18 protein-coding genes and 1 pseudogene are annotated in these 22354 nt (G+C 33.5%); 4 read left to right on the forward strand and 15 right to left on the reverse strand.

The features are described 5' to 3' along the window. Positions 1–55 precede the first annotated feature (55 nt). The 8 genes from BDW31_RS01390 to BDW31_RS01425 form a co-directional block, all read right to left on the reverse strand. Complete coding sequence (locus BDW31_RS01390; protein WP_037537426.1) at positions 56–691, reverse strand: ABC transporter ATP-binding protein; 636 nt, start codon at positions 689–691, stop codon at positions 56–58. Then, complete coding sequence (locus tag BDW31_RS01395) at positions 684–1451, reverse strand: ATP-binding cassette domain-containing protein (protein ID WP_011274479.1); 768 nt, start codon at positions 1449–1451, stop codon at positions 684–686. The genes BDW31_RS01390 and BDW31_RS01395 overlap by 8 nt, the downstream gene beginning before the upstream one ends. Next, complete coding sequence (locus tag BDW31_RS01400) at positions 1418–2185, reverse strand: ABC transporter permease (RefSeq protein WP_070632308.1); 768 nt, start codon at positions 2183–2185, stop codon at positions 1418–1420. The genes BDW31_RS01395 and BDW31_RS01400 overlap by 34 nt, the downstream gene beginning before the upstream one ends. Continuing rightward, on the reverse strand, positions 2185–3141 hold the full coding sequence (locus BDW31_RS01405; protein ID WP_070632311.1) for an ABC transporter permease: 957 nt from the start codon (positions 3139–3141) through the stop codon (positions 2185–2187). The genes BDW31_RS01400 and BDW31_RS01405 overlap by 1 nt, the downstream gene beginning before the upstream one ends. Positions 3142–3143: 2 nt before the next feature. After that, entirely contained in the window at positions 3144–4697 is a 1554-nt protein-coding gene (locus BDW31_RS01410; RefSeq protein ID WP_070679039.1) for an ABC transporter substrate-binding protein, read from the reverse strand. Continuing rightward, positions 4694–5386, reverse strand: a complete 693-nt coding sequence (locus tag BDW31_RS01415; protein ID WP_011274475.1) for a class I SAM-dependent methyltransferase — start codon at positions 5384–5386, stop codon at positions 4694–4696. The genes BDW31_RS01410 and BDW31_RS01415 overlap by 4 nt, the downstream gene beginning before the upstream one ends. 355 nt (positions 5387–5741) lie before the next feature. Beyond that, positions 5742–7103 (reverse strand): branched-chain amino acid transport system II carrier protein, encoded by a 1362-nt coding sequence (gene brnQ, locus BDW31_RS01420; RefSeq protein ID WP_180535344.1) that lies wholly within the window; start codon positions 7101–7103, stop codon positions 5742–5744. Between the two features lie 224 nt (positions 7104–7327). Further along, a complete protein-coding gene (locus BDW31_RS01425; protein WP_110708991.1) occupies positions 7328–8527 on the reverse strand; it encodes a GTP-binding protein in 1200 nt (399 codons plus the stop codon). Between the two features lie 258 nt (positions 8528–8785). Here BDW31_RS01425 and BDW31_RS01430 point away from each other — a divergent pair, with 258 nt between their 5' ends. From BDW31_RS01430 to mntC, 3 genes are read left to right on the forward strand one after another with little or no spacing between them, the layout of a single operon-like run. Next, positions 8786–9529 (forward strand): metal ABC transporter ATP-binding protein, encoded by a 744-nt coding sequence (locus BDW31_RS01430; RefSeq protein WP_110708993.1) that lies wholly within the window; start codon positions 8786–8788, stop codon positions 9527–9529. After that, complete coding sequence (locus BDW31_RS01435) at positions 9522–10358, forward strand: metal ABC transporter permease (protein WP_011274471.1); 837 nt, start codon at positions 9522–9524, stop codon at positions 10356–10358. The genes BDW31_RS01430 and BDW31_RS01435 overlap by 8 nt, the downstream gene beginning before the upstream one ends. Beyond that, positions 10355–11284, forward strand: a complete 930-nt coding sequence (mntC, locus tag BDW31_RS01440; RefSeq protein ID WP_110708995.1) for a manganese ABC transporter substrate-binding lipoprotein MntC — start codon at positions 10355–10357, stop codon at positions 11282–11284. Before BDW31_RS01435 ends, mntC begins: the two co-directional genes overlap by 4 nt. A 357-nt stretch (positions 11285–11641) precedes the next feature. Here the strand turns inward: mntC and BDW31_RS01445 are convergent, their stop codons facing one another. The 7 genes and pseudogenes from BDW31_RS01445 to BDW31_RS01480 all read right to left on the reverse strand — a co-directional run bounded on the left by BDW31_RS01445 (position 11642) and on the right by BDW31_RS01480 (position 20788). Beyond that, positions 11642–13450, reverse strand: coding sequence for a DUF5776 domain-containing protein (locus BDW31_RS01445; RefSeq protein WP_258365718.1), 1809 nt, complete (start codon positions 13448–13450; stop codon positions 11642–11644). A 102-nt stretch (positions 13451–13552) separates the two neighbouring features. Next, positions 13553–14620, reverse strand: coding sequence for an acyltransferase family protein (locus BDW31_RS01450; protein WP_110708997.1), 1068 nt, complete (start codon positions 14618–14620; stop codon positions 13553–13555). Positions 14621–15182: 562 nt separating this feature from the next. Beyond that, entirely contained in the window at positions 15183–15641 is a 459-nt protein-coding gene (locus tag BDW31_RS01460; RefSeq protein WP_049395035.1) for a MepB family protein, read from the reverse strand. Positions 15642–15692: 51 nt separating this feature from the next. Beyond that, a complete protein-coding gene (locus BDW31_RS01465) occupies positions 15693–16397 on the reverse strand; it encodes a hypothetical protein (RefSeq protein WP_053024342.1) in 705 nt (234 codons plus the stop codon). Continuing rightward, entirely contained in the window at positions 16384–17205 is an 822-nt protein-coding gene (locus tag BDW31_RS01470; protein WP_053024341.1) for an ATP-binding cassette domain-containing protein, read from the reverse strand. The genes BDW31_RS01465 and BDW31_RS01470 overlap by 14 nt, the downstream gene beginning before the upstream one ends. Before the next feature lie 190 nt (positions 17206–17395). Next, positions 17396–19312, reverse strand: a pseudogene (gene thrS, locus BDW31_RS01475) (threonine--tRNA ligase). Positions 19313–19735: 423 nt separating this feature from the next. Continuing rightward, complete coding sequence (locus BDW31_RS01480) at positions 19736–20788, reverse strand: PTS sugar transporter subunit IIC (RefSeq protein WP_049395038.1); 1053 nt, start codon at positions 20786–20788, stop codon at positions 19736–19738. 303 nt (positions 20789–21091) lie between these two features. Between BDW31_RS01480 and BDW31_RS01485 the strand changes: the two genes are divergently transcribed. Then, positions 21092–22315 carry an ArgE/DapE family deacylase gene (locus BDW31_RS01485; RefSeq protein WP_049395039.1) on the forward strand — a complete coding sequence of 408 codons (1224 nt, stop codon included), beginning with the start codon at positions 21092–21094 and terminating at the stop codon, positions 22313–22315. Positions 22316–22354 lie beyond the last annotated feature (39 nt).

A 22354-nucleotide genomic window follows, 5' to 3' on the forward strand; every position in this document is an offset into this window, starting at 1 on the left:
GAACCTCCCGTCCAGTATGTACCATTAAGTATATACCTTATCAGGAGGTTTGACTCTAATTATTCAATTGTTCGAGTTGTAACTGAACGCCTTTAAAGCGACTCAAGACGTACGCATCATGTGTAATAATGATTAATTGCGTTTGCTTTAATGCGATTAACATTTGAAGTATTTCTTCCTCGTTAATCACATCTAAGTTTGTCGTTGCTTCATCTAATATCAATATCTCTGGTTCTAGAATTAGTGCCTTCGCTATCCATACACGTTGAAATTGCCCACCACTTAGCGTCGAAATGCTTTGATTGAGTATGCTTTGTGGTAACTTGCATTGTCTAAGCACCGCTTCTATTCTTGATGTGTAACTCTGCTTATCAAATTTGTAATTCTTAAGTGGTTCTAATAACGTAGATAATACGGTTTTACGTTGATTTAATGTGTCACGTTGATACTGAGGCACATATTGAATGTGTTTCATCCATTCTTTTGCCGTATATGACTTACGTAATTGGCCATTAAAGTATAAGTCACCTTGATAATTCATATCTAATCCGGCGATAATCTTGGCTAACGTAGACTTACCGCAGCCACTTTCACCACTTATAAGTAAATGTTGGTCATTAATTGCACATGATATATCTTTGAAGATAAGTTTCCCATCAATGTATTTAGTTAATCTTTCAATTTTAAGCATAGGCCTGTCTCCGATGTGCGATAGCAATTAAATTTTTCGTATAGCTATGTGTGGGGTTAGCTAAAATAGATGATGCTTCACCACTTTCAATCAATTGACCTTGCTGCATAATACTAATATGAGTGGCATAATCCTTAACTAAGTTAATATCATGTGTAATAAAGACAATTGTCATTTGATAATGTTCCTGTGCCTTAATCAAATAGTGCATAAACTTTTTAACATTCTCTTGATCTAGCGCACTCGTCGGTTCATCTAAAAATAAGTAGTCCGGACGTCTAATTAATGACATTATAAAGGCTACACGTTGTGCCATACCCCCACTAAGTTCAAAGGGATATCGTTTAAGTAATTGTTCACCTTGATTTAAACCGAGTAATTGCATTTTATCTAAGACGTCTTCCTTGATATCTTGTTTAGATAGTTGTGAATGGTTAGCTTCATAAATATATTGGAAATGTTTAGCCAAGGTCACGTTTTGAAACATATTACTTTGAACATCTTGAAAAACGGCATCCGTCTTATTTAAATCAATCTTGATATCTCCTTGATAGCTTAGTTGTGATGGCTTCATTCCAAGAATAGTTCTCGTCAATAATGACTTCCCACTACCACTCTCACCTATAATGCAATGAAATGCCCCTTTAGTTATTGTCAAATTAACATCGTTTAACAATGACCGATTATGATCTAAGATGGATAATTGATTGACTTTAACTACAGTATTCATTGCGTTATTTTTTTGTTGATCATTTGACATAATAAGGCGAAACCTCCTAACAGTACACCAGGGAAGAAGAAGAGCCAAGGTGCACCATTGAAATAACTTTTCCCGTCAAAGAGAATGGTTCCTAACTCAGGCGTCGGTGGTTTAATACCCAGGCCTAAAAAGGCAAGTCCAGATATACTTAGCATCATTTTGCCAAAGTCAGCCGTGACCAAAGCAAATATATTACTTAGTAAATGCGGAATCACGTGCGTCACTGTCGTTTTAAACGTTGAGTTACCACTTAGTCTTGCATAACTGACAAAGGGATGTTTTTGAATATCTCGTGTTAAATTTCTGAAATAACGTAAATAACGGCCTATCCATCCAATTGTTAAAGCAAGTATCAAACCTAGCATTGAATTACTTACTAAGCTTAAGATGACTAATGCAATAATAAATGAAGGAATTGCCAATAGCATATCGGCAATAAACATGATGATTTGGTCTAACCATTTTCTTTCTATACCTGCAATTAACCCAAAGACCAGTCCAATACAAACACTTAATAGAATTACCACGCTAGTTAAGCTTAATGTGACTAGACTACCTACAATCAGTCTGACTAAGAAATCTCTGCCTAGTTGATCCGTGCCTAACCAATGTTGGCTATTAGGTGATTGGAGTGGATCCAAGTTTTGTGTGTCTTGCATAAAGCAATATACAATTAGCACAAACATCACACTTAATATTGCACTTATGGCGATGTAAGTTTGATATTTTTTCATCACGACACACCTCTTTTCTCATGGGCTTGGCGTTTGGTATGTCGTCGTCGAAGTCTAGGTTCATTGTTTAAAATGATAATGTCGCCTAAATAATTAATGAACATAATTAAGACGATGATAAAGACCACAATGCCTTGAATAAGTGGATAATCTCGTTGATTGATAGCATTAATTAATAATTTCCCTATACCAGACATGCTGAAGATTACTTCAAGTATGACTACTTTTCCTATTAAATGAATCACACTGTTAATTGAAATGGTCATGAGTGGTGCAAATATCTCTTTAATCTGGACAATGATACGCGCCTTTAATGAGTAATGTCTTAACTGAGCAAGTTGATACGCATCGTTATCTAATGTTTGCGCAATAAGGTGCGATGTCATCAATAAGATATGACATCCTTCTATAACAACAATGGTGAAGATGGGTAGCACGAAATGTTGCCAGGAATCGCTACCTACAAAAGGTAGCAACTGCCAACGTACTCCTAAATAATATATAAACAAAATGGCTAACCAATATTCCGGGATAGAAGTCATCACTTGAGCGAATCCACGAATACCATTCGCGTATCGAGTATGTGGGCGCGTCCCAATAAAATAACCAACCATATAACCAAATGGCAACATGATACAACTTGAAACAACAATTAATATTAATGTTGGAATGACGGCCTCCATAATCATAGTTGTTACTGGCTCATTTGTACTAAAACTGTATCCCAAGTTACCAGTAAGTGCATGTCCAACCCAATCGATATATCTTAATAGAAAATGTTGGCCCAAACCAAGTTTATGTTGTGCTGCTTCAATATTTTCCTGGGTAATCGACGTATAACCATGACGTTGTAAGTATAGTATCGCTGGATTACCTGATGTCTTCTCGACTAAAACGAATATAATAAACGAACTCACGATTAAGTAAAGTATTAATTTTATTGTTCGTTTAAGCATTGTTACTCATTAACTTTCAACGCTTTATAATCAATAGGAGCATCAGTAAGTCCAGAGAATTTGAATTGCTTCACTTTATCACTAACGACAAAGGTTTCATTTGGATAAGCAATAGGCACACCATAATATTGTTGATTAAAGTGTTTAAATATTTCATCAAATGAACGCTGTTGTTCTTTTTTAGATACAGTTGTTGGGAAATCATCTAGCTGCTGAGTCAATGTTTTATCATTAGCTAATACACCTGACTTACCATCATTATTTTTAAATACTGAACTCATGAAATTATAAGGCATTACGGCATCTGAATACGTTCTATAGAAGATGAGGTCATAATCTTTTTTCGTCCATAACGTATCATAGTATGATTGTGAATCTAACGTTTTCACATTTAACTTAATGCCAGCTTTTTTAAGTTGACGTTGCACTTTTTCCGCTTTATCTTTCCAACTTGGGAATTCTGCAGTTTGAATAACCAAATTAAACGTTAATGGTTTACCGGTTTTTTCAAAAATACCGTCACTGTTCTTGTGATAACCTGCTTCTTTAAGTAACTTCTCAGCCTCTTTTACATCATAGTCGTGTGCCTGTTGATTATCTTTGTTTACAAATTGCACGTTCTTCTGGAATAAACCATTTACAGATTTACCCGCAATATCTTTTGTATCGATGCTCTTACTAATGGCTTCACGGATTGTACGTTGTTTTAATACATCATTATCCGGATTAAATGCCATGAAATGACTTACTGTACTTGGCTTATCTTCAACAGTTAAGTTTTTATTTTTCTTGTCTTGCTTAATTTGCTGATCTGACAGCATTCCTAAAGCACCACCAGAAATATCAACAGAACCACTTTGTACTGCTGAGTTTCTTGAATCTCCATCTTCAATCGTTTGGAACGCAAGATTGTAGTTTACGGGATGGCTATGGTTGAAATATTTATTTGGCTTCATTGTCGTTTTTTCTTTGCCAGTTTTATCAACGACAAAGGCACCTGTTCCAATCGCTTTTTCAAATTTGCCATTTACTTTACCATTTTCAACGGAATGTGGACTCATAATACGTAACGGTCTCACCTGTGTTAATTCATTCAACACTTGATTTGATGGTGACTTCAATCTAATTTGGACAACATGATCACTTTTAACAACAACCTTATCCAATTTTTTTAACGTTTCTACAGTCGTATCTTTGTTCATCGCTTTCGCACGCTCAATTGAGAATTTCACTGCTTTAGCATCTAAAGCTGAGCCATCTGAGAATTTAACGTTCTTTTTTAAATGGAATTCATAGACTTTTCCTGATTCATCAACATGCCATTTTTCTGCTAAGCCAGCTTTCACACCTTTGTCTTTATCGTATTTAACTAATGCATCATATACTGCACTATAGACTGGCATTGCGGCGTCATAACCTTGTGCGTCAAGTTTATCTGCTTTCGCTTCAGTAGGTAGCGATACTGTGATATTTTTATCTTCTTTTTGGTCATTCCCACAACCTGCTAATAAGAGCGTTGCGCTTGCTGCCATTGTAATTAATACACGTTTTTTCATTTCCCAATACCTTCTTTCACGCTTGCTTTAATTAAAAATGATTCCTCATAAAGTGTTTGTAGATAATCATTTGGTGATAGATAAAAATCACTATAATGTGTTAAATCAATCACGTCAGGCACAGGTTCTTTCATTACTGCAACTTCAAACCCTGCATCAACAAAACTATCAACGATATGTTTTAAAGAATGGTTCTGAGAAGGTGTTGCGCCGTATTGATTAATCGTGTCATCCATAAATTGACGACTAGGATTATTGGTTAAATCGGCGAATGAAGCATAGTAAACGCCTCCCGGTTTCAACACTTCTTTTAAATCTTGTGCATGTTGTGGAATGTCTTCGATTAAGTACAGGACAGATGTACTTACAGCAGTATCAAATGTTCTATTTGTCTCTTGTGGTTTATCGGTTAAATAATATGTAAGTGGACGTTCACCTTTTAAAGTTTCGGCCTTTTCTAAAGATAAACGTGCTAAATCTATACCGACACCTTCTTTAAATGGCGTTGTGTCATATAATTTTCTTAAAAATCCGCCTTGATTACATCCCACATCTAAGATTGTCTTCCCTTTGATATCCGATGTATCAAGCATTTCTATAGTTCTCTCCCAAGCTTCTTGATGGTCACGCGCCATATCATCATCTGATTCTTGGCCTTTTTGCCACCAAACATCATAACTCTTAGTCATCTAGTTCTCCTCGCTCGTTTTAAATCGTAATAATTACGTTTTAAATAGTACTACACTATGTACAATTACACAATAAGAATTTTAAAAGTTATGATTGAATGCAAAAAAATAAGCTATGGGAGCGAGACAGAAACAATTTTTTTCAAAATTTATTTCGTCCCACCCCAGCCTGCTTAGCTTGTAGAATTTCTTTTTGAAATTCTCTTTGCTGGGGCCCCATCTGGCAGGTAAGGTTGACTAGAATTAAAAAGATGCTTGTTACAAGTGCATTTTAATTCAGTCAACTACTGCCAATATATATTTTTAGCCTGAGACATTGATTTATGTCCCAGGCTTACATGTTATTACTTAATATTTATTGTGTTTGAGTTTGTCTACGAGAACGAATTAAATAAACGATAAGTCCTACTACAAATCCTATGATTGCCGGAACAATCCAACCCATTCCAATTGTGAAGAACGGTAAATAACGTTCAGCGAAACTTATTAATGCTTGTGCAAATGATGTCTTTGCAAAGGATTCTGGGCTTGCATTTACACCATCAAAGAACGCTGCAAACATTGTAAAGAACGTTGTAAATTTATAAACAATGGTCGAATGATTAAATAATGGACTGACAAGCGTTAATAAAATCAGTGTAATCGCTAACGGATAGATAAACATCAATACTGGCGTTGAATACATAATAATTTTAGTTAACCCGACATTAGCGAAGATACAAGCGAGTATCGCTACACCTGTTGCTAACCAAAGGTAATTCATTTTCGGGAATAGTTCTGTAAATGTCTCTGAAAATGCAGTAATTAAACCAATAGCCGTCTTCAAACAAGCAACAATAATGATTAGAGATAAAATGATAATACCGTAATCTCCAAGATAATGCTGCGCAATTTGAGCCAGTGCGATACCACCATTTTCACTCACTTTAAAATGACCTAAACTCATCGTACCCATTAAAGCGAGCAATGTATAAATAACACCCATGCCTACGATGCTTATAAAACCTGACTTGAATGTTTCTTTAGCGATCCCATTCGGATTAGTAATACCTAATTTCTTAATTGTCGTCACAATGATAATACCGAATGCGAGTGATGCGAGTGCGTCTAGCGTATTATAACCGTCAATAAACCCTTTTAATAAGACACTATTACTATAGTTTGCGCTTACCGGGGCATGACTAATACCGCCCATTGGTTTAATAAATGCTAAGACAACTACGATACCTAGTAATACTAAAAATACTGGATTTAAGAATTTACCTATGTAATCTAAAATTTTAGATGGCTTTCTTGAGAAAAACCATGCTATAAGAAAGAATAAAATACTAAATATCGGTAATACAATTTTTCCAGTACCTGCCGAAATAAATGGTGAAAATGCAATTTCATACGATGTTGTTGCAAGCCTTGGTAAAGCAAAGAATGGTCCAATGACTAAATATAAGGCAATCGTAAATACGTACGCATAGCCTTTACTCACTCGAGATGAAATATCGAAGACGCCATTTGTTTTGGAGATACCAATCGCTACTATACCTAGAAAAGGTAGTCCAATGGCTGTAATTAGGAAACCTAAATTCTCAAGCCATACATTCTCGCCTGCTGTTTGTCCAAGATGAATAGGAAAGATTAAATTTCCTGCACCAAAGAATAAGCCAAACAACATAGAACCAATAAAAATATTTTCTTTGATTGATAGTTTTTGTTTCATCATGTGTTATATCTCTCCTATTATACGTTTACTAGCTATTATACATAAATTTAGTGTCGATTTGTTCAAAATATTCAATAAATTTAAATCATCAACAATTTGAGTTGTTCTTTTATAAAAAAGACACCTCGCAACAGAGCGTTAACTTACTTTAACGCAATGTGCAAGGTGTTAAAACCATCTTAAGTGTTACCTTTAAAATATTATTGCTTTACTATGTTGTATGTTTAAGCTTTTCGAATTTGCCAATGATATGGATCTTCTAATTGATTCCAGTCGCTATCAACTTCATCACCATTGACTAAGCACTGGTCTAATTCTTTCACAATTTTTTCTTGATCTAATTCAGTACCTATAATCACAAATTGTGTATTTCTGTCACCATATTCTATGTCCCAACTTTGCGCAACATCAGGTCGCTGATTTAAAATTTGTTCTCGTTGTTCTTTGGACATCGCAGCCACCCAATAGGTTACTGGACTAATATTACAAGATGAACCTGCTTGTGATAGTAGACATGCAACTTGATTATATTGTGCCAACCAGACGATACCTTTTGCACGAACAATATTATTAGGTATTTGTTCTAACCAATCGTTGAAACGTTTCGCGTGAAACGGTAATCGTCTCGAATACACGAAAGAACCAATCCCATACTCTTCTGTTTCAGGTGTATGTTCCGCGTGACCACCTTCAGTTAATTCCTTTATCCATCCCGCAGAGTTACTCGCTTGTTCAAAGTCAAAGCGACCTGTGTTTAATACTTCGTTAATATCAACTTCGGCATTTGTCGTTTTAATTAGATGTGCATCTGGTTGTAACTTTCTTAAGATATTTTCTAATTTTGTTAATTCTGCTTCGGTTACTAAATCTGTCTTATTTAGCACTAAAACATCACAGAATTCCACTTGATCAATAAGTAAATCAGCAATTGAGCGCTCATCTGTTTGATCTGCACCTTGATCACGATCCACAAGTAAATCCTCGGAATTAATGTCATTAATAAATCGATTAGCATCCACAACGGTTACCATCGTATCGAGTTTACAGATTGACGTTAAATCGATACCTAATGCTTCGTCAATATAAGAGAATGTTTGAGCCACAGGTACCGGTTCAGATATACCTGTAGATTCAATCACGATATAATCAATATTCCCCTTTTCTACTAAGCGCTCAACTTCTTGTAATAAATCGTCCCTTAACGTACAGCAAATACAACCATTTGACAGTTCTACTAGTTTTTCATCCGTTCTTGATAGTCCACCCCCATCTGCAACTAAGTCTTTATCAATATTGACCTCGCTCATATCATTAACAATAACCGCAATTCGACGACCTTCCCGATTATTTAAAATGTTGTTAAGTAATGTTGTTTTACCTGATCCAAGGTAACCACTCAATACCGTTACAGGTATCTTGCCCATAAAATCATACCTTTCTTTTTATAAATCGTAATAATTACGTTTTATATTTTACATTTAATTATTTAATTGTCAATCGAGCCACGGTTCATTAAATACAGCAATATCAATAATTAAAGCCCACTTTAGACCTTACTTTCGGAAACAAATTTATACTATTACCACATTTTAATTGACTATCTCGACTTGACACACACTGTTTTCGGTGTTTATTATAAAATAAATTAGGTTAACCTAAACTTTTAATTAGGAGGTAATTGATTGATAGACATTAGCAACATGAATTTGCATTTAAATCATAAACATGTGCTTAAAGATATTACTTTGAAGATTCCAATTTCAGGAGAAATTATTGGCATTATGGGGCCCAACGGTGCTGGTAAATCCTCTTTATTAAAAAGTTTAATTGGATCGTTTGACGCGAGTGGCGAGATGAATTTATATGGCAAATCCATACATAAACAATTGCAATATATTACATATATTCCTCAAAAAGCACAATTAGATTTGGACTTTCCAATCAATGTTGAAAAAGTCATCTTGTCTGGTTGTTACCAAACCATCGGCTGGTTCAAACGCGTCGATCACGCGTCAAAAATGAAGTTTCATAAATTATTAAGAGATTTGGATCTAGAATCATTACAATACAAACAAATTTCTGAGCTTAGTGGTGGGCAGCTACAACGTGTACTTGTGGCAAGAGCTTTGATGTCTGATAGTACCATCTATCTATTGGACGAACCATTTGTTGGCATCGACTTTAATAGTGAACAACTCATTATGGAAAAGCTTCAACATTTAAAAAATCAGGGCAAACTTATTCTCATTGTGCATCATGATTTGTCGAAAGCTGAACAATATTTTGATCGAATTCTTTTACTTAATCGTACAGTTAGATTTTTCGGTCCTAGCCATCAAGCGATGCAGCCACAAAATTTAAACCGGACATTTCTATTTAATGTGACTTCTACTCTAAAAGAAGGGAGTGACATATCTAATGACTGATTTCATTCAACATTTATTCGATTATCAATTCTTAAATCGAGCTTTAATTACATCTATTGTCGTAGGTATTGTGTGTGGAACTGTAGGAAGTTTGATTATCCTCCGTGGATTGTCGTTAATGGGAGATGCGATGAGTCATGCTGTTTTACCTGGTGTGGCATTGTCATTCTTATTCAATATTCCAATGTTCGTCGGTGCATTAGTCACTGGCATGATTGCAAGTTTATTAATTGGCTACATTTCAAATAATAGTAAAACGAAACCTGATGCAGCCATTGGTATTAGTTTCACTGCGTTTCTCGCAACGGGTGTCATCATTATTAGTCTGATAAATAGCACGACAGATTTACATCATATTTTATTTGGAAATTTACTAGCGATTACACGACAAACATTTTGGACAACCATCATTATTGGCGTCATTGTGATACTACTCATTGTCATACTTTATCGTCCATTAATGATTTCAACGTTTGATGCGACATTCAGTCGTGTGAGCGGATTGAATACAACAATGATTCATTATTTTATAATGCTGTTACTCGCCTTAGTAACCGTCGCGAGTATTCAAACTGTCGGCATTATCTTAGTCGTTGCATTACTTGTTACACCGGCGTCGACCGCCTTTTTAATCACAAAGAATCTATATTCAATGATGATTGTAGCAAGTTTAATAGGCATTGTAAGTTCTATCATAGGATTATACTTTAGCTTTATTTACAATCTACCGAGTGGTGCAACGATTGTTATTGCAACATTTAGTATTTATATCTTGACTCTTCTCTTTTCAAAAATAAAAACAAAGTATAGAGGTGTACAAACAACATGAAAAAATTTATTCCATTACTGATTGCATTAATCTTAGTACTAGCAGCTTGTGGTTCAAATTCAAGTGAGCAACACTCTAAAGGTCATGGCAAATTGAAGGTCGTAACAACTAATTCTATTATTTATGACATGGTCAAACAGGTTGGTGGAGACAAGGTTGACGTTCATAGCATTGTGCCTGTCGGACAAGACCCGCATGAATATGAAGTTAAACCGAAAGACATTAAACAACTTACTGACGCGGATGTTATCTTCTACAATGGTTTCAATTTAGAATCTGGTAACGGTTGGTTTGAGAAAGCTTTAGAACAAGCGGGTAAATCTACTAATGACAAGTCAGTCTTCGCGGTGTCTAAAGGAGTTAAACCAATTTATTTAAACGGAGAAACTGGTAATAAAGATAAGATTGATCCACATGCGTGGTTAAGTCTGGATAATGGTATTCAATACGTTAAGAATATTCAAGAACAACTCGTAAAAGCAAATTCATCACATAAAGCTGATTATCATAAACAAGGTGATGCTTATCTTGCTCAACTTGAAAAGTTAAATAAAGACAGTAAAGATAAATTCAATGATATTCCGAAACAAGAGCGTGCCATGATTACAAGTGAGGGTGCTTTCAAATACTTCTCAAAAGCCTTCGATATTAAACCAGGTTATATTTGGGAGATTAATACTGAAAAACAAGGTACACCATCACAAATGAAACAAGCAATCCAATTTGTTAAAGATAATCACATTAAACATTTATTAGTTGAAACAAGTGTTGATAAAAAATCTATGAATAGCTTATCTGAGGAAACAGGTAAAAGTATTTACGGAGAAGTATTTACAGATTCAATTGGAGAAAAAGGATCGAAAGGAGATTCATATTATAAAATGATGAAGCATAATATTAAAACAATCCATGGCAGCATGGAATAGAATGTAGTCATTCATGTAGTAAGTCCATGGAAATCATCCTCCTATTAAAATTGCCAGTAAATGAGTTTTAACAACTTCATTTACTGGCTTCTTTAGTTTCAATAGTTCTAAAGTAGTTCTCTAAAGGCGATCTTAGATAGATAATCCACTCACTTAAGTTGCTTCGCGTTCCTGGGGTGCCGTCTCTATAGCAATTCTTAAATGGATTTTCATTCCACTTTAGTTGAGATGCTTTCCTAGGGGGCTGGGTCGAGCCGAGGTCTCGACACTCATCCTGTTCCCTCAGGCGTCACTCAACTAAGTTTCTAATCCATTTTAGAATTACTTACCTAAGTGCTATTGCACTTAGGTTCATTATTATTTGATTACTTTAATAAAATCTTTGTTTGCTGTTAGGAATAAACCTTCTTGTGTTACTAAGCGTGGTGTTGAGTTAGTCGTATAAATGATGTCTCTGATAGGTAATACATCACCTTTTTTAAGTTTACGTACTGTATTGTCTTTAAAATCACGTGAATCATAGAGTTTACACGCTTTTATAACTTTAACTTTCTTAGGCACCTCAGTAATATACTTGTTTAATCCTGATGTGTTGATTAAGGTAATAAAATCTTTATTCGCTGTGATTATACTACCATCATCTAATACCAGACGAGGTGTGCCTTTTGTTGTATATTGAATATTTGACGCTTCAACTCTAGTACCCGCTTCTAGACTACCAACTTCTTCTTTAAATGATACATCTTTATATATTTTAATTTTTTTCAGTGTCATCATTGGATTCATTATTCTCGTGAAATATTCACTTTTACGGTTTGTTACTTGCTGTGTTTTATTTTCATTCTTTTTATGCACAAATTCAACTTTGAAATTTTGGCGTTTCATTTTAAATACATCATTGAAACTTGGATATGAAGCATACACCAATGAGCGTCCTGACTCACCATAATTCACATTAAAATTAATATTGATATCTTTATTTAACTTTTCAAATTCCTCATGTGGAACATAAATTTTATCGTCGCTATATTTATACGTCACTTCATATTCATTCGCCGCATTGTTGATTTCAATGAGACTCACTGATTGAATGCTTATATCGTCTGGTTTCATGACACGAATGACTTCGTATTTGTTTTCTTCCATCATTTGCGTACCTTCGTAAACTGGATAGCAATCAACAACAGTAGGTTTAATCATGTCATATTGATGAACGAAATCTCTAAAGACAATGCCATCTTGAATAATATAGCGCCATTGGTCATTAACGACATCCTTGGTAAAATTAACAAATACTGATTCATCTGCATGATGATATAACGTGTAGATTTGCTTGAATACTGGATTCGTAATCAATGTATTGATATCAATGCCTTGCTCTTTTATTTTTTGTTCAACTTTTTCAATTACTGCATAAAATTTCTCTTTATCTGCAGATTTAATAAATGTCTTCGTACGAAGGAATCTCGAAATAAAGTCTACTTCAATTATTCTAGCTAAAGCCATATGCTTTAATTCTGAAGACATATCCATATGACAGGTTCTATCCAGGACCTCTAAATTTAAGTTAGCTTTATCTAACATTGATGTTTGCTGTACTAACGATTTATTTTCATCGTAACGATTTACGTGATACATAGGTATTGTGGACATTGTGATATCGTCCACTTTTCCAAATAGTTGAAAGAAAAACAACTTATCCTCGCCATATTTCATATGTTCAAATTCAATATGATTATCCATAACTAGACTTCGTTTAAATACCTTTCCTGGTGGTCCTACTGCTCTAAAAATCTTACTAATGTCTTGTGGTTTTAAATGTGATGCTTCTTTATAAGAAGTAAACTTAGCATGATACTTCACGTTTTTAAACTTATGTTTATAACTTTGTCCATAACCAAGGTCGGCATCATCTGCATTCACTTTCTCAATCACTTGAGGGAACCCTTCCTTATCTAACCAATCATCCGCATCAAGTAACGTAATATATTTCCCTTGTGCCTCTCTCATTCCAATGTTTCTTGGTTCAGAAGGGCTACCTGTATTTTCAGGTAATTGAATTAATTTTATAAAGTCATAGTCCTTTTCATAATGCTTGATAATGTTAACCGACTCATCAGTTGAACAATCATCTACAAATATCGCTTCAATATTATTCTTGTCCATCTTTAAATCAATTAAAGACTCTATGCACTTTTCTAAAAACTGCCCCCTTATTGTAAACAGATACAATAATTGAAACTAATTTAGTCATACTTCTCCCACCTTTTAATCCACTAAATTTTGTTTATAACTTTGATAATACGTTTCATACTTCATTTTCCCTATACCGCCAACAATATACTTACCAAATTTACTTAAATTCATTACATAAGCGATACATATTGAGAATGTCACTGTTAACGTAAACGTAAATAGGATGTTTAACAACGGATGCTCGTGAAGCGCTCCTAATCTATGCACAAAGAAGTAATGAATTAAATAAATTGAAAATGAATAATTACTAATGAAAATAATAAATCTTGGAACGTATTTGAAATAAGATGCAATTAAAAAGAATAATAAAATAACCAGTGTCACATAAATAGGTGTATCAAAACGTTTAGAGTCGACTAAAGTTAAAATTCCAAATAAATAATTGCAAACCACAAAAATGGTAACAATTACCATGCCGCTCAAAATGTGGATTGTATATTTTTGAATATGATTCATTAGTTTCTCATAATGATAACCCATATAGAAACCTAATAGGAAGTAACTCAACCATCCAATAAATATCATCCAACCTTCTCTTTGCCACAACCAATTCAAATAAATTGATTCTGGTGCGGGTACGAAGTTTCTCATAGCCCAGAATAAAGTTGTAATAATTAATGAGTAGATAACTAATTTGATTGGATTAAGTTTGACCAAATGTTTAGCAAATACTATATGTAGTAAATAGAACTGAAAAATAATTACAATAAAATAAGTTAATGTTCCACCATGGAACATCATAAATACAACAGAATCCATATAATCTTCAAAATTCTTAGGATGTCCATACACATACGCAAGTCCTAAATTAATAATGATATATGGAATGCCTAACGTTAGTAGCTTTTGCTTAAAGAATTCATCTTTAACTTTCGTTTTATATTGTTTAGCTAACAAGAATTCTGAAATGAAAACAAACATCGGTGTCGCGTATAGCAATAACAATTGAAAAATTCTTAACAAGTAGCCTTCATTAGGCATGTCGAATTTGTAAAAAGTCGTTGTTATTGTATGTATCATTACAACACTTAAACACGCGATTGTCCTCATCCAGAAAATAATCGATGTATAAACTCTCATTTGTATCTCCCTTTTACATACTAAACTAAGATTGCTTTATGTTTGAATTTTTAAAAAAATCGCAACCAACTCTCATTGTACAATAGTCATTTATACAACTTCAAAAGAATACAAATGAATTATTTTGATATTTACAAATAAGTCGTTAAAAAACATGCTAACTCAATAGCATGCTCTAGATAAATTATTATTTATTTTTTTAGCTTTGTAACTATGATAATTATGCCTATAATCACTAAAATCATTTGGAAAAAGTTACCAATTAACAAGACGACAATGTAAAACGGGATGATAAAAAGCAGTGCTCCAAAGAATATAGAGAAAAATAGTATAACAAAAGACGTGTTCTCAGAAACATTGATATTCAAATTGTTCTCCAACAACAACCTGATTAAATCATTTAAAAACCACACACATTTCCATATACAATACATAAACACTGCCAGCAAAAATATAGAATAAGGTACTACTACTAACATTTGAATAAATGAAATGATACCGTCCATCGATTATCTCTAATTACATATAATATTTTTATTACTGTATAGCGTAGATTAAGTATTTATTCATGCACTATCTCATTAAAATATGCACACTGCCATACTTGTGTCTTAGCTGCAGTGTTATTTAACCCCGTCTCCCAAGGTGGATACACTCTCAATGCCATTTTTCCTTTAGAATCATCACTTTTTAAAATACCTTTCTTGATCAATATGTCCTTTGGAAATATAAACTGGCCTCTCCGATTATCATCAACAATATTCACTATTAATTGATTCTCTAAATCATCCTCAGTAAACGGCACATTCGTATTATTTTCATCTTTCTTCCACATAACGAAAAAGTAACCCTTTTTATTAGGTGTCCTTTGAGCAAATCTACTTTTGAATAAGCCATTTCGAGTTTTTATTTCTACCGCTTCATATTGTTGATTCCATTCTTCTAATACATAAGAAACATTAGAATTTGAAAATAACAATTCCAACAAATGATAAGATTGCATCGTTTCAATGGATTTCATAAATATCCCCTTTTATGATATTAATTTCACTTACAGGCAATATTATTTGCATTAAATATACTCTGATTTATTAAAATTAATATATAGAACTGTAGTTAAAATTACTAAGTAGACAACCATCCATATATTAATTATAAGAAGATCCTTATTTAAGATAAGCATTATATCTTCATTTAACATCATCATAAAATCGCTTATTGGTGGGAAGATCCAATGAACATAGCTTGAAATAGAAAAAGCTTCAATTATAACAACTCTTAATATTGAAAACAGAAAAATCAACATCATTATTAACCAAACAAATTTATAAGATAGTTTTGGAATTGTTTTTAATAAGGTTGTAATAAGAACGCCCACGATTATTGTAATTATATGACTATAAATACCAATTACAATTTCTATTACATTAGGTATATGCTCAAATCTAAAAGTAATTATAGGATAAATAATTGCGACTATACCCAACGGTAAAATAAGTAATATTGAAAATATTAATTTATTAGTCAAATATGTACTTTTAGATTTTAGTTGAGTAAATAATAATTGTTTTTCTTGAAGAGATTCTGCGTCAATAATTGTTACAGTTATCCAACCAGTTACAAATAAAAGAATCATTGATGTGCTAGCAAAACTAGACATGATTGGTTGACCAGAATAAAAATACATAATAATTAGTAACGTAAAGAATGTCACAAAAGGTGCTATTAGCTTATAAGTTCTAATATAGTTTTTAAATTGATACTTAATTAACGCCATTTTTTGTATGCCTTCTTACTTCTTCAATAAAATATCCGTTATGGATTAATAATGCTATCACTTGATTACTTTGAGATGAATTTACAATAATGCTTCCATCTTTGCTCATTTGAAAGTCATGTTCTTTTATAATAATAGATAAATCTTTTTCTGACACTTGTCGAATTTTAATCAACATCTTCATATCCGCATTAGTTGAACTATTATCTATTAGATGATTTTGTTCAATATTATATCGATGGGTAACAAACGTATAATCTACTATTTGTTCATGTGAAGTTAGTACTATTGTTGCAAATTGTTTGAATTGAATTAATAGCGACTTTAACTCTGCGATGGCATTTTTATCAAGACCAGAAAATGGTTCGTCCATAATATAAATATCTGCTTTTTTAATTAAACACTGGATTAAATTCACCTTTTGTTGAGTACCTTTAGAACATTCATGAATTCTTTTTGGCAAAAATGATTCTAAGTTAAACAGATGCGTCAATTGACTTATTTTAATGTCAGATTGCTTTTTAATACTTATACTATCAATAAAATCCAGATATTCTTTAACGGTTAAATTAATAGTCATTGGCAAATGATCTGGTGCGTAACTTATGTTACCTTTAACACTCAACAATCCACTAGAAGGTTTCATTATATTGGCTAACATTTTTAAAGTAACACTTTTCCCTGAACCATTCTTACCTTCAATTAAAATAATAGAGTTATTTGGAAAGTTCATACTCATATTTTTAATAATTGCTTGATGATTAATTTCTTTTGAAATGTTCTTACCCTCTATCGAAAATGCTTGCATTTCAATACTCCTAAATATAAAAGACGTTATGTTTATTGTATCTTTCTTACTTATAAAAACAAAATTTTACTATTCAAATACATTATATAATTATTCTACAATTTCATATTTATATTTAATATTTAGGACTTTAAAAAGCCTATCAAAGTATTCATACTCTGATAGGCTAGGTTGATTCAAGGTTACATCATTAAACTAATAACGCTTTACTTTCAATTTCATGTTTTAACTTTTCAATAAATGCTTGAATATCCATTGTTTCATTTTCATCATGTGCATATTTTCTAACTGAAACAGTGTGATGTTGTTGTTCATCGTCACCTAATACTAATGTGTATGGAATTTTATTCAACGGGCTTTCTCTAATTTTTTTGCCAAGCTTTTCTTCTCTATCATCTATAGCAACACGGATATTCTCATCTCTTAGTGCTTCTTCAACTGTACGAACGTATCCATTATTATTATCTGATACGCCAATTAAATTCACTTGTACAGGTGCCATCCATAGTGGGAATGCGCCTTTGAAGTGTTCGATTAAAATACCGAAGAAGCGGTCTAGTGAACCGAACATTGCTCTATGCAATACAACTGGTCGTTCTTTTTCATTCTGTTCGTTAATGTAAGTTAATTCGAATTTCTCTGGCATTTGGAAATCTAATTGCACTATAGCACATTGATGGCTTCGATTTAATGCGTCTTTAATATGCACATCAATCTTAGGACCATAGAAAGCTCCGTCCCCTTCGTTAATAGAATAATCTAATCAAAGGTCATCCAATACATGTGCCAATGATTGTTCCGCTTCATTCCATAAGTCTAATTCTCCTAAGTAATCATCAGGACGTGTTGATAATTCAATACTATATTCAAAGCCAAATACTGAATAAATATAATCAATTAATTTCAGAATTTCTTGCACTTCTGATTTGATTTGAGACTTCATAATAAAGATATGCGCGTCATCTTGGCAGAACGTTCTCACGCGTAGTAAACCATTCAACGCACCACTAAATTCATGACGGTGCACTTGACCAAATTCAGCAATTCGAAGCGGTAAATCTTTATAAGATCTAAGTTCATTTTTGAAAATCAACATATGTCCCGGGCAATTCATTGGTTTTAACGCGTAATCATTCTCATCCACTTTAGTGAAATACATGTTCTCATGATAATGGTCCCAATGTCCTGATTCTTCCCAAATTCGTTTGTTCATCATCAACGGTGTTCTCACTTCATCATAATCGTGTTTCAATTGAACCTCTCTCAAGAAACTTTCCATTTGATTTCGAATGAACTGACCATTGAATAGGTAGAATGGCATACCCGGTGCTTCTTCAGAGAACATGAATAATTTCAGCTGTTTACCTAAGCGTCTATGATTTCGCTCTTCCGCTTCTCGTAAAAATTCAAAATAGTCATCAAATTGATCTTTAGAACTAAACGCTACGCCATAAATACGTTGCAACATCTTGTTATCACTATTTCCTCGCCAATAGGCACCTGATACTTTAGTTAATTTAAAATGATTTACAAATTTAGTACTTGGTACATGTGGACCGACACATAAATCAATAAACTCACCTTGTTGATAAAGTGATAGTTGATCATCGCGATGTTCTTCAATAAGTTCCAACTTGTAAGGATTTTCTTTAAAAATGTTTTTAGCCTCAGCATAGCTTAAATCTTGTCGCACAAATTTTAAATTCTCGTTGTGTATTTTCTTCATTTCTTTTTCGATTTTATTTAAATCTGCTTCACTAATGGATTCATCTAAATCGATATCATAGTAAAAACCATGCTCAATTACAGGACCGATTGTTGATTTTACGTCGGGATATAATCGAGTAAGTGCTTGTGCTAAGACATGGGCGGCAGAATGACGCATTACATTTAAACCTTCTTAATCACTAAGTGTATAAAATGTGAGTTCACAATCTTCTTGGAGAGGATGGGTCAAGTCAACTAAACGGTCATTTACACGACAAACGACTGCTTCCTTATATAAAGATTGGCTAATAGATTTCGCTACATCACTAGCGAGTACACCTGCTTGATAGGCTTTATTACTTCCATCTGGAAATTGGATATTGATTTGCTGATTAGACATGATACATCTTTCCTTAAACATTCATATAAATAAAAAACCCGTCCCTACAAGAGGGACGAGTTTGTAACACCCGTGGTTCCACCCAACATTCCATCTCAACTAAGAGATGACACTTTAGTCATGCATTAACGCGCATGAAACGTTACATGTTTCCATGTAATCTATGAAAAGGTAGTAAACTATATTCTTAGATTAGGAGTATCTCAGCGTTTATTCCCTCCCTGTGAATCGTCAACATAGCTCTTGTCCTTCAATCGTGTATTAATTTTTATAATCATATACCTATCTTAATTGTTAGTCAAATGTGCATCAGAATATTAAATTAACTACATTAATTACCTTTTTGACAATTTATAACTTTTAAAAAAACAAAAATATCTAGTCAAAGCTACATTCACACACTTCAACTAGACATTTATAATTTTAAACCTGATATTTAAAGATATTTGGATCATAGATTTTTAATACTTTTACAAATAAATAATGGAAAAATAGTGCAGAAATTAATGGAACAATGATGTACGCAATAGCGATAATCAATAAGCCACTCGTTGTACCCATATCTAATAAATTTAACGATTTAATCGGTCCAACAAGACCAATGAGCCCGAAACCTGCTGAATCTGGCGTACCTTTAATATTGAGCAAGCCGCCAACAAATCCTGATACACCTGCCGTACATACAATTGGAAGCATCATCATTGGATGACGTATCAACGTCGGCATCATTAATTTTACTGCTCCGAGTAATACAGTAATCGGAACGCCTGGTTTATTTACACGCCAGCTACCGACTGTAAGCATAATCGCACTCGCTGCTACACCAACTGCTGCCGAACCAGCTGCCAAACCTGAAATGCCGATTGCCAAACCTATCCCAATTGATGATATAGGTGAAACAATTAATATAGAAAATATCATTGCAATCAATATGGTCATGATAATAGGTTGCGTATTGGTTAACCCATTGATAACATCGCCCAAGCCTAACGTAATTAATTTAGTGTATGGCAAGATTAATAATCCAAGTAATCCCGCCACAGCACCACCAACGATTGGTAACACAATCATATTTAAACTACCTAATTTATGACTAATCAATAAGATGATACCGACTGCAATCGATGCAGTAATCATCGTATTAATTAAATCTCCTATACCAACAATGACCCACTTATTATCTGTGAAAGTAGATGCGCCAGATCCTACAAAGGCAGCTGCACCTGTAACGGCGGTTTGTAATTGCGTTAATTTAAATTGTCCTGCAATTAATACACCTGTCAAAATTGGAATTGAATATTGAATCCCTTGCGTTACAAAGGCTACTTTCGTAAATATATCGTTATACTGACTCAAATATTTACTTAACTCTCCTAATATTGCGTTTGGAATCATACCTACTACAATTGCTAAAGCTACACCGTTTAATACATTAAATATAAATGTTCTGGGTGTTATCATTTCTCTCTCGCCCATAATTCTTATACCTCAAATAGCTTTCTCTTTTTTATAAATTTTAATCTTGATTTTAAAGTATTGTATCAATAATTCAATCACATTAATTTAAACCTTTAAAAAATAAATATGTAACATTCATTATTTGTTCACAACTTCGATATTATATTACATTAACAATTACTAATGTAACCTATTTTTGAATACTATATCATTTTGCATGCAATTTCATAAAATAAATTAGGATGAATATTCATTATAATGTTTATAAATTACACTTTAGGTATAGATAATACTAATATCATATTTAAGGTTGGGATACATATGCGTACTTTTCAAGAGGAAGATAAAATTAAGTTACTAGCAGATATTATTGAAATTCAGTCAGAAAATGAAAACGAAATCGAAGTCTGTCATTATATACAAAACTTATTAGCACAATACGATATACCTTCTAAAATATTAAAAGTGAGCGAGACAAGAGCGAACTTAGTAGCTGAAATCGGGAGCGGTTCGCCAATATTAGCGATGAGTGGTCATATGGACGTAGTTGATGCCGGGCGTCACGATAAATGGACCTATCCGCCATTTAAACTCACAGAACATGATGGCAAATTATATGGACGTGGAACGACAGATATGAAGGGTGCCTTGATGGGAATGGTTATCGCACTTATTGAATTAAAAATGTCTGGAGATTTACCTAAAGGAACAATACGCTTACTTGCGACAACTGGAGAAGAAAAAGAACAAGAAGGTGCCAAACGATTTGTTAAAGATGGTTTTTTAGATGACATTGATGGCTTAATCATCGGAGAACCTACAGACAACGGGGTATTCTATGCACATAAAGGTTCAATGGCGTGTAAAGTGACTGCCACTGGGGTTGCTGCCCATAGTTCAATGCCATTTTTAGGGAAGAATGCAGTAGACACGTTAGTCCAGTTTATAAATCAATTAAATTCAAAATATGATAATATCAAACAGCATGACCTTCAACATGAGTTAGATGTTTCACCAATGGTAAATAAATTTATGAAGGGCACTTTAAGCGAAGAAGAAGAAAACTTCGCATCAGGATTTACATTGATGGGTTCTATTATTAAAGGTGGCAAACAATTCAACTCTGTACCTGAGGAAGCCTCTATTGAATATAATGTAAGACCTGTCCCTGAGTATAATAATGACTTTGTTAAGTCACTATTCCAACAGACAGTTGATGAGGTTAATCCTGAAGCATTGTCGTTTGAAGTCGTAAGTGATCATCGTCCTGTCACAAGTGATAAAGATAGCACTTTAATTCAAGTAATTACTGAAGTTGCACCTCATTACGTGAATGAAGAAGACGTCTTTGTCGCAGCATTCATTGGTACTACTGATGCTTCAAGTCTGTTAGGTGATAATCCTAATAATGTAGATCTTGCTATTGTTGGTCCTGGTATTACGATTATGGCCCATCAAGTGGATGAATATATAGAAAAAGACATGTATCTTAAATACATCGATATCTACAAAGACGTTGCAGTTAAGTACTTGGCTGAAAAGTAATTTATACAAAGAAAACGAGACGTAGCACGGACATTCATA

The sequence above is a fragment of the Staphylococcus sp. AtHG25 genome (assembly GCF_003217445.1).
In the GTDB taxonomy this organism is placed as follows: domain Bacteria; phylum Bacillota; class Bacilli; order Staphylococcales; family Staphylococcaceae; genus Staphylococcus; species Staphylococcus haemolyticus.